Genomic DNA, 8,580 nt, shown 5'->3' with positions numbered 1-8,580 from the left:
GACGCATTGGTCAATGACTCGGAGAGCAGGGCGGCCAGCCGGTCGGCGTTGGCGTCCAGCGCGGCGTAGACGGCCGCGTCGGCGGCGCGCAGCGTCGCCAGGCCGGCGGCCACCGCCACCGGGTTACCGGACAGCGTCCCGGCCTGATACACCGGACCCAGCGGCGCCAGCCGCTCCATCACCTCGGTGCGGCCGCCGAACGCCGCCGCGGGCAGCCCGCCGCTCATCACCTTGCCGAAGGTGAACAGGTCGGCGTCGACCGGATCGATTCCGTACCAACCGCTTCGGCTCACCCGGAAGCCGGTCATCACCTCGTCGACGATCAGCAGCGCGCCGTGCTCGGCGGTGATCGCGCGCAGCGCGGCGTTGTAGCCGGCCGCGGGCGGGACGACGCCCATGTTGCCGGGGCTGGCCTCGGTGATCACCGCGGCGATCTGGTCGCCGAGCTCCGCGAAGGCCTGCCGCACCGCGTCAACGTCGTTGTAGGGCAACACGATCGTGTCGGCGGCCGCTGCGCCGGTGACCCCGGGCGAGGACGGCAGCCCCAACGTCGCCACGCCTGATCCCGCGTCGGCGAGCAGCGCGTCGGCGTGGCCGTGGTAGCAGCCGGAGAACTTGACGATCTTGGGCCTGCCGGTGAACCCGCGGGCCAGCCGGATCGCGCTCATCGTCGCCTCGGTGCCGGAGTTGACCAGCCGGATCCGCTCCACGGGCGCCACCCGGCCGATGATCTCGGCGGCCAGCTGGCTCTCCGCCGGGGTGGGGGCGCCGAACGACAGGCCGGACGCGGCGGCCCGGGTGACGGCGTCGACGACGGCGGGGTGCGCGTGCCCCAGGATCATCGGGCCCCACGAGCAGACCAGGTCGACGTAGCGATTGCCGTCGGCGTCGGTGAGCCAGTACCCGTTGGCCTCGGTGATGAAGCGCGGGGTCCCGCCCACCGCGGTGAACGCCCGCACCGGGGAGTTCACCCCGCCGGGGATGACGGCGCAGGCGTCGGCGAACAGCCGGGCCGACGCCGTCGTCATCGCGGCGTGCGCGGTCGCCCGGTCACTGCTTCCCATGACAACCAGTGTCCCAGCCCCTGCGGCCGGTACAACTACAGGGTGTAGCAGGACGGGTCAGGCGTCGCCCTGCGATCCGGCTTGCTGGGCGGCCTGGAAATGATGGCGGGCGGCTTCGCGCTCTTTTTCCGCCGCCCGCCGGTGCGCCTCGACGTCCCCGAGGCGCTCGTCGGCCGCCCGCTCGTGCACCTCGGCGGCGCGCTCGTGGGCGACGGCGGCCTCGTAGTGCCGGTCCCGGTCGCGGCGGTGCGCCTCGTGATCCCGCTCGTGGGCGTGCCTGGCGCGGTCGGTCGCGAGCTCGACGTCTTCGAGCGTGATGGGTTTGCGCGCAGCCAGGGCTTCACCCCTGCGCTTGAGCTCGTCGGCGCGCTGGGCCGCCTCGTTACCCGGCGAATCACCCATGTTCAGACACTAGACCCGTTCGGTGTGAAAAGTTGGGTTGATGCCGGGCGGTTGCCGCGAGTTGGATGGCGGTATGCAGATGCCACAGAGTCTCGCCCGGTTCAACCGTCGCGTCACCAACCCGATGCAGCGGCTGTGGGCCGGCTGGCTGCCGCCTTTCGCGATCGTGGAACACGTCGGCCGCCGCTCGGGCAAGCCGTACCGCACCCCGGTGAATGTCTTCAGCGCGGAGGTCGACGGCAAGCCCGGGATCGCGATCCTGCTGACCTACGGCCCGGACCGGGACTGGCTGAAAAACCTGACAGCCGCGGGCGGCGGGCGGATGCGCCGCAACGGCAAGAGCTTCGGCATCGCGGACCCGCGGGTCGTCAGCAAGGCCGAAGCGGCGACCCACGTCAGCCCCGGAGCGCGGCCGATTTTCGCGCGGCTGCCGTTCGAGGACGCGGTGCTGCTGACCAAGACCGAGTGAGGTGGCTGCCCGCACGCCCGCGTGGCTCCGGCGTCCGGGCAAGCGGCTGATCCAGGTCGGTCAAATCGACACCCGCACGGCGTGCGCTCGACATGGTCAACCGGACGCCAGTTGGCTGAGCACGCGCAGAAAAGCGGATCGGTCGCTGGAGGACAGCTGCCCAAGCCAGCGCTCCTCGGCTTCTCGAATGTCGCGCTGCGCGGCACTTCTGATCGAGCGTCCGGCGTCGGTGATCGCAAGCAGGCGCGCGCGACGGTCGTCGGGATCGGGTGAGCGTTCGATGTAGCCGTGCTCCTGCAGCTCGTCGAGCGTGGGAATGATGCGCGTCTTGTCGGCGCCGACCGCCTCGGCGAGCGCCGCTTGCGTGCGAATCGGCGACCCGTCAAGCGCGCCGAGTATGACGTAACCCCACATCGACAGGCCGTGCGCCGCCAGCACCGGCCGCTCGGCGGCTACGGCTTGGCGGGCCAGCGGCACGAGCATCGCCGCGAGATCTGGACGGTTCGACTTTCGGCCCATGTCGTGATGATAGAGTTTGCCAGATTATAAGCGTCGTCATATCATCTACATTCGCTTATTATTTAACGTGTTCCCCGTACCCGCGCCCGCCGATCGCACCGTTACGCACTCGTCGCGACCGCCATTCGACATAGGAGCTCGCCATGACCACAACCCGATCCGACGCCGTCCGTGGTGACGATGGACGTCCAGCGACCGACGGGGCGGCCGGCCAGCCGCCGATCACACCAGGGGCCGGACTCATCAGCACCGACTGGCTGCCGGGCCCCTGCGACTCAACCCGGTTGCCGGTCGTGGTGAGCTACACCGACTTTCACGCCGAATCGGAGAAGGATTGGCAGCAGGTCGCCGAGCTAGGTGTGAAGCTGGCGGAAAGTTGGCCGATTATGCAAGGCGCCGTCGGGCTGTGGCTGTGGGGCAAACCCGCCGAGTGGCGCGGTGGATCGCTATCGGTCTGGAACAACGGAAGCGATTTACGCCGATTCATCCGTTGGCCCGTGCACGCCGAAATCATGAGGAACTGGCGGGGACGGCTGCGGGTGCAGTCGGCGGATTGGGCCGACGAGCGATTCGTCCCGACACTGACATGGCATCGCGCCGAGGAGCACATGCGGATACCCCGCCGCGTGTGAACGTCAGTCGTCAGCGGCGATCGCGCGGCGAGTACCGATTCGGCTACGGACCCGGGCAACGACGTACAGCCCGACCACGACGGCCCACGACAGCAGGCTGAGCCAGAGCTGGCTGCGCGCCGAGCGGTCGAACGCCATCTGCACCAGCACGGCGGTGATTCCGGCGAGGGTGAGGATGGAAAGTACCGGAAAGAACCACATCTTCACCCGCAGCTTTGCGGCGGGGGTGCGGCGGCGCAGGATGATCTGCGACAGCGCGATCAGCCAGTAGACGAACAGGATGACGGCGCCCGACGAGTTGAGCAGGAAGAGGAACACGGTGTTGGGCGCGACGCGCGCCATGACGACGCAACCGAATCCGACCGCCGAGGAGCACAGGATCGCGATGTGCGGAACCCCCCGCCCGCTGAGCCTGACCAATCGCGCCGGGGCCTCACCGCGGTCGGCGAGCACGAACAGCATGCGCGACGCCGTGTAGAGCCCCGAGTTCAGGCAGGACAGCACCGCCGTGAGCACCACCGCGTTCATCACCTGGTCGGCGCCGCGCAATCCCAGGTGGTGCAGCGCGGCCACATAGGGCGAGGCACCGAGTTCCACTGAGTCCCAGGGCAATATCGCCACCAGCAGAAAGACCGAGCCGACGAAGAAGACGCCGATCCGCGCCACCACCGACCTGGTCGCCTTCTGCACCGCGAGCTCGGGGTCCCGGCTTTCGGCGGCGGCCACGGTGACGATCTCGGCGCCCACCATGGAAAAGATCACCACCACGATCGCGGCGAAGACGGCCCCCACGCCCTTGGGAAAGAATCCGCCGTGCGCGGTGAGGTTGCCCAGGCCGCCGGGATGGCCGGGCACCAGGCCCAGGACGAACGCGGCGCCGATGCCGAGAAAGACCACGATGGTCGCGACTTTGATTCCGGCGAACCAGAATTCGAATTCACCGAAGGACGACACGGAGAACAGGTTGGTCGCGGTCATCAAGATCATCAGGCCCAGCGACAGCAGCCACAGCGGGGCGTGAAACCAGTAGTTGAGGACCTTCCCGCCGGCGACCGCCTCGAAGCCGACCACGATCACCCAGAAGTACCAGTACAGCCAGGCGACCGAAAAGCCCGCCCAGCCGCCCAGCGCCCTGCCCGCGTAATCGGCGAACGATCCGGTCGACGGGTTCGCCGCGGCCATCTCCCCCAGCATGCGCATCACCAGGACGATCAGCAGGCCGCACAGCGCGTATGTCAGGAACGCCGCGGGGCCGGTGTCCTTGATCACCACGCCGGAGCCGACGAACAGGCCGGCGCCGATCACCCCACCGAGGGCGATCATGCTGAGCTGGCGCTGCGACAACCCTTGGCGCAGTTGCGGAGTGCCGGCCATCGCTCCTCGCCCCCGCCCGGTGAACCGCGGTCAGTCCAACCGGGTGGCCACCACGGACCACACCGGGAGGTGCACCCGGTGGTCCTCCAGAAGGGGGTCGATGACGCCCAGCCGGTGCACCAGCGGCCGCATCCGCTGCAGGATCTCGCCCTGCTGCTCGGAGGCGAACTCCTTCATGGCGTCGAACGTCTCCTTCAGGAAGCGGGCCTGATACGTCGTGCCGCCCAGGTAGTCGATGCGCCATCCGTTGGCACCGAACACCCGCTCGAAGTTATCGGCGGGGATGGCCGTCCACTGCAGGCCGTTGACGTTGTGGGGGCTGAACTCGAACATGTACAGCCGGGCTCCGGGTTTGGTGGCGCGGTGCAGCGCCTGGGCGTACCGCGTCTGGACGACCCCGTCGTTGAGGAACACGTGATAAAAGGCGCTGTCCACCACCGTGTCGAAGCGGCCCTCGAACCCCTCCAGCTTGGTGGCGTCGGCCACCTGGAAATCGACCTGGACGCCGGCCCGCTCCGCGTTGCGTTTGGCTTGCTCGATGGCCGAGGGTGAGTCGTCGATGCCGGTCGCCGAATACCCTTGCGCCGCAAAGTGAATGGCATGGTGGCCGGGACCGGTGCCGGGATCGAGCACCTCGCCGCGGATCCCGCCGTAGGCCACCAGCTGCTGCACCGCCGGCTGCGGGCCGCCGATGTCCCACGGGATCCGCCGGCCGGCGTGCTCGGCCTCGTCGTACAGCGGTTCGAAACCGGCGACGTTCGCGTCAGTCATCTCTTCTCGCTTCCTCGCGGCTGCCGACTGCGAACGAGACTACTGCGCGGAGGGCTCAGAGGTGCAGGTCTTGCTCCCGGATCGCCGCCGTGGCGAGCACGCTGATGACGGCCGTCGCCACCAGGTACCCACACGCCAGCCACGGCGCGCCACCGAGGGCCGCGATCAGCGCGGTCATGATCATCGGGGTCACCCCGGAGGCGTAGATGCCCGAGAACTGATAGACGAACGACAAACCGGTGTAACGGGTGCTGGTGGGATACAGCGACGAATACAGCGTGCCCTGCGCCCCGTAGAACAGGGCGTGCACCACACCGAACACGATGATCAGCGCCACCCCGAACCAGACCAGGTTCCTCGTGCCGAACAGCGCGAAGGCGGGAAACGCCGCGATGCCGTAGCAGGCCACCCCGGCCAGATACACCCGGCGGGCGCCGAACCGGTCGGTCAGCGCCCCGGACACGGGCAGCAGCACCGCCATCAGCAGGGCCGCGATGGTCACCACCACCAGCACCGACACCCGATTGAACCCCAGCGCGCCGGTGGCGTAGCTGATGGCGAACACGCCCCAGGTGTTGAACGCCGAGCCCTCCGCCCAGCGAGACAGCAAGCCCAGCACGGTGTTTCGCCGGGACCGGGGTTCGCGCACGATCTCGCGGATCGGCACGGTGGCGGTGGCCTCGAGGTCGCGCAGCTCCCGGAAGGCGGGTGTCTCCTCCACCCGGAGCCGCACCACGACGCCGATCACGACGAGCACCAGGCTGAGCAGAAAACCGATGCGCCAGCCGTAGGCGAGGAATCGGGCCGGTCCCAGGGCGATCTGCAGGAACGCGAATATGCCTGTGCCCAGAGCCAATCCGAGCGCCAGTCCGATTTGCGGAATCGCCCCGAACCGGCCGCGGCGGCCGGCGGGACTGTGCTCCACCGCCAACAGCACCGCGCCCGCCCACTCGCCGCCGAGGGCGAACCCCTGCAGGATCCGCAGCGCCAACAACAGCAGGGGCGCCCACACCCCGATCTGGGCGGCGGTGGGCAACACCCCGATCAGCGCGGTGGCGACGCCCATGATCAGCATGGTCAGCGCCAGGCTGCGCTTGCGACCGATCCGGTCGCCGATGTGGCCGAACACCAGCCCGCCGACCGGCCGCATGACGAACCCGACGGCGAAGGTGGCGAACGCCAGCAGCGTGCCGACCAGCGAGCTCTCGCTGGGGAAGAAGACCTTGTTGAACACCAGGCCCGCCGCGGTCGCGTAGAGGAAGAAGTCGTACCACTCCACGGTCGTGCCCAACAGGCTGGCCGCGACGACGACGCGCAGGCGCCGGCGTTGCTGCGCGCCGGACTCGTCGACCGCGCCGGCGGTCGCGCCGAGGGGCACGCCGGTCGCGGGCGCCGGCAAGGTAGCCGCCATGGCCTTAGTGGGCCGAGGCGACCGCGAACGGCGTCGCCGAGACCGGGTGGGCTTGACGGTTCGGGTGGTGCCACAGGCCCATCCGCTCCAGCAACGGCAGCACGCCCTCGCCGAACCAGTAGGCCTCTTCCAGGTGCGGATACCCGGACAGGATGAAGTGGTTGATGCCGAGCTTGGCGTATTCGGCCAGCCGCTCGGCGACCTCGGCGTGCGACCCGACCAGCGCGGTGCCCGCGCCGCCGCGGACCAGTCCCACCCCCGCCCACAGGTTGGGGCCGACCAGCAGCCGGTTGCTGCTGCCGCCGTGCAGGTCCAGCATGCGGCGCTGACCCTCCGACTCGCTGCGCGCCAGGCTGGCCTGCACCCGCTCGACGTCGGCCGGGTCGACGGCGGCCAGCAACCGGTCGGCCTCGGCCCACGCCTGCTCGGACGTATCGCGGCTGATGACGTGAATCCGCAACCCGTACTGCAGGATTCGGCCGGCATCGACGGCCAGGCCACGCACCCAGTCCAGCTTCTGGCCGACCGCCTTGACCGGTTCGCCCCAGGTGAGATACACGTCGGCATGCTGGGCCGCGACCGGCCCGGCCGACGCCGACGATCCGCCGAAGAACACCGCGGGCACCGGGTCGGGCGGGTTGTTCAGCTGCGCACCCTCGACGTGAATGTGCTCTCCGGCAAAGGTCACCGGCGTCTTCGACGTCCACAGCCGGCGCACCACGTCCAAGAATTCGGCGGTGCGCGCATACCGGGCTTCTTTGCCCAGGAAGTCCCCGTAGGCCCGTTGCTCGTGGGGTTCGCCGCCGGTGACGACGTTGAGCAGCAGCCGGCCACCCGAGTGGCGCTGGAAGGTCCCGGCCATCTGGGCGGCCAGCGTGGGGCTCAGCAACCCGGGCCGGAAGGCCACCAGAAACTTCAGGGTTTCGGTGGCCTCGACCAGCATCGCCGTCGTCAACCACGCGTCCTCGCACCACAATCCGGTGGGGGTGAGCACGGCCTCGAAGCCGTTGTCCTCGGCGGCCGCGCAGATCTGGTGCAGATAGCGCAACGTGGCGGGCCGGTCGCCGGACATCGGCGTGCCGTGTCCGCCCGCCACCAGGTTCCGGGAATCACCGTAGGTCGGCAGAAACCAGTGGAACGCCAGACTCATCCTCAATCCTCTTTCAATCCACGACGGGAAGCACGAAAGCTCCATCCTGCGAAACTTGCGTGCGGGCCGCGAGGGTTGAAAACGTCGAGATTGCATCCCCGGTCGGCGGCGGTCGCCCCGGTCCGAGCGCGCGCTGCTCGTGGTCCATTCGCCCGCCCGCGCCGTCGCCGCGATCGGCCGCTCTTCCGTTGCGGCGCAATGGTTTACGGTCGGAACGGCCCCGCATTGGCACCCCGGCCGGCGCCATGATGATGGCCGTATCACGACGCCGCAACTCGGCCGCCTCGCGCCGCCCGAGGCGGCGAACGGGTGCACCGCAGGTAACCGGTTGGAGACCGATAGGTCACGCCAGATCACACAATGCTTCCATTTCGGCGTGGCTCGGCAGGTAATCACCGGTCAGGGCGGCATTATTGCGATCATGCCTGACCTGACCCGCCGGGCGGTGCTGCGGATGGGAGCCAGCGCCGGCCTGGGAGCCGCCGGCGTGTTCGCCTTGAGTGGCCTGCTCGATCCGGTCAGGCCGCAGGCCGCGACGCTGCCGCAGGCTCCGGCCCCGTTCGAGCCGTCCTTGCCGTGCAGGGCGATCACGGGGCGCAGTGTCCCGGTATGGCCGGGTGGCAGGGCGATCACGTAGTTCGTCTTCACGCCGCCGCGGGCGGCGGAGACGAACGAACCCGTGAGCTTGGTCGGCAGGTTGCTGCTCGCCGCGGACGGCTCGAACGGGGCCGGAGCCTGCGGCAGCGTCGCGGCCTGCGGCCTGACCGGATCGAGCAGGCCACTCAAGG

General features: G+C 69.3%; 9 protein-coding genes and 1 pseudogene. 2 read left to right on the top strand and 8 right to left on the bottom strand.

Translation table 11 applies throughout. The annotated features are described in order from the left end of the window. Window positions 1–1,064: glutamate-1-semialdehyde 2,1-aminomutase (locus tag A9X05_RS23300; RefSeq protein ID WP_067784283.1), on the bottom strand; the 1,064-nt coding region annotated here is incomplete at its 3' end. A 57-nt stretch (window positions 1,065–1,121) separates the two neighbouring features. Further along, the gene (locus tag A9X05_RS23295) at window positions 1,122–1,466 is read right to left on the bottom strand and encodes a hypothetical protein (protein ID WP_067748316.1); all 345 of its coding nucleotides are present in this window, start codon (window positions 1,464–1,466) and stop codon (window positions 1,122–1,124) included. 73 nt (window positions 1,467–1,539) lie between these two features. On the opposite strand from A9X05_RS23295, the gene A9X05_RS23290 reads away from it, so the two are divergent. Then, window positions 1,540–1,935, top strand: coding sequence for a nitroreductase family deazaflavin-dependent oxidoreductase (locus tag A9X05_RS23290; protein ID WP_067748314.1), 396 nt, complete (start codon window positions 1,540–1,542; stop codon window positions 1,933–1,935). Window positions 1,936–2,031: 96 nt separating this feature from the next. Here A9X05_RS23290 and A9X05_RS23285 read toward each other — a convergent pair whose 3' ends face one another. Further along, window positions 2,032–2,454 carry a MarR family winged helix-turn-helix transcriptional regulator gene (locus A9X05_RS23285; protein ID WP_067748312.1) on the bottom strand — a complete coding sequence of 141 codons (423 nt, stop codon included), beginning with the start codon at window positions 2,452–2,454 and terminating at the stop codon, window positions 2,032–2,034. A 143-nt stretch (window positions 2,455–2,597) separates the two neighbouring features. Here A9X05_RS23285 and A9X05_RS23280 point away from each other — a divergent pair, with 143 nt between their 5' ends. Then, window positions 2,598–3,086 carry a hypothetical protein gene (locus A9X05_RS23280; RefSeq protein WP_067784281.1) on the top strand — a complete coding sequence of 163 codons (489 nt, stop codon included), beginning with the start codon at window positions 2,598–2,600 and terminating at the stop codon, window positions 3,084–3,086. Between the two features lie 3 nt (window positions 3,087–3,089). Here A9X05_RS23280 and A9X05_RS23275 read toward each other — a convergent pair whose 3' ends face one another. The 5 genes and pseudogenes from A9X05_RS23275 to A9X05_RS31315 form a co-directional block, all read right to left on the bottom strand. Beyond that, on the bottom strand, window positions 3,090–4,460 hold the full coding sequence (locus A9X05_RS23275) for an amino acid permease (RefSeq protein ID WP_067748307.1): 1,371 nt from the start codon (window positions 4,458–4,460) through the stop codon (window positions 3,090–3,092). Window positions 4,461–4,490: 30 nt separating this feature from the next. After that, the gene (locus tag A9X05_RS23270) at window positions 4,491–5,231 is read right to left on the bottom strand and encodes a class I SAM-dependent methyltransferase (RefSeq protein WP_156669888.1); all 741 of its coding nucleotides are present in this window, start codon (window positions 5,229–5,231) and stop codon (window positions 4,491–4,493) included. 55 nt (window positions 5,232–5,286) lie between these two features. Then, window positions 5,287–6,642: an MFS transporter gene (locus tag A9X05_RS23265; protein WP_067784279.1), complete on the bottom strand. Its 1,356-nt coding sequence runs from the start codon at window positions 6,640–6,642 to the stop codon at window positions 5,287–5,289. A gap of 4 nt (window positions 6,643–6,646) precedes the next feature. Beyond that, window positions 6,647–7,792 carry an LLM class flavin-dependent oxidoreductase gene (locus tag A9X05_RS23260; protein ID WP_067756015.1) on the bottom strand — a complete coding sequence of 382 codons (1,146 nt, stop codon included), beginning with the start codon at window positions 7,790–7,792 and terminating at the stop codon, window positions 6,647–6,649. Window positions 7,793–8,362: 570 nt separating this feature from the next. After that, a pseudogene (locus A9X05_RS31315) lies at window positions 8,363–8,578 on the bottom strand (hypothetical protein); the annotation flags it as partial. Window positions 8,579–8,580 lie beyond the last annotated feature (2 nt).

The sequence above is a fragment of the Mycobacterium sp. E3298 genome, from assembly GCF_001666895.1.
GTDB lineage: Bacteria > Actinomycetota > Actinomycetes > Mycobacteriales > Mycobacteriaceae > Mycobacterium.
Note: the sequence above shows the minus strand (reverse complement) of the source record. Positions and strands in the feature narration are given on the sequence as shown.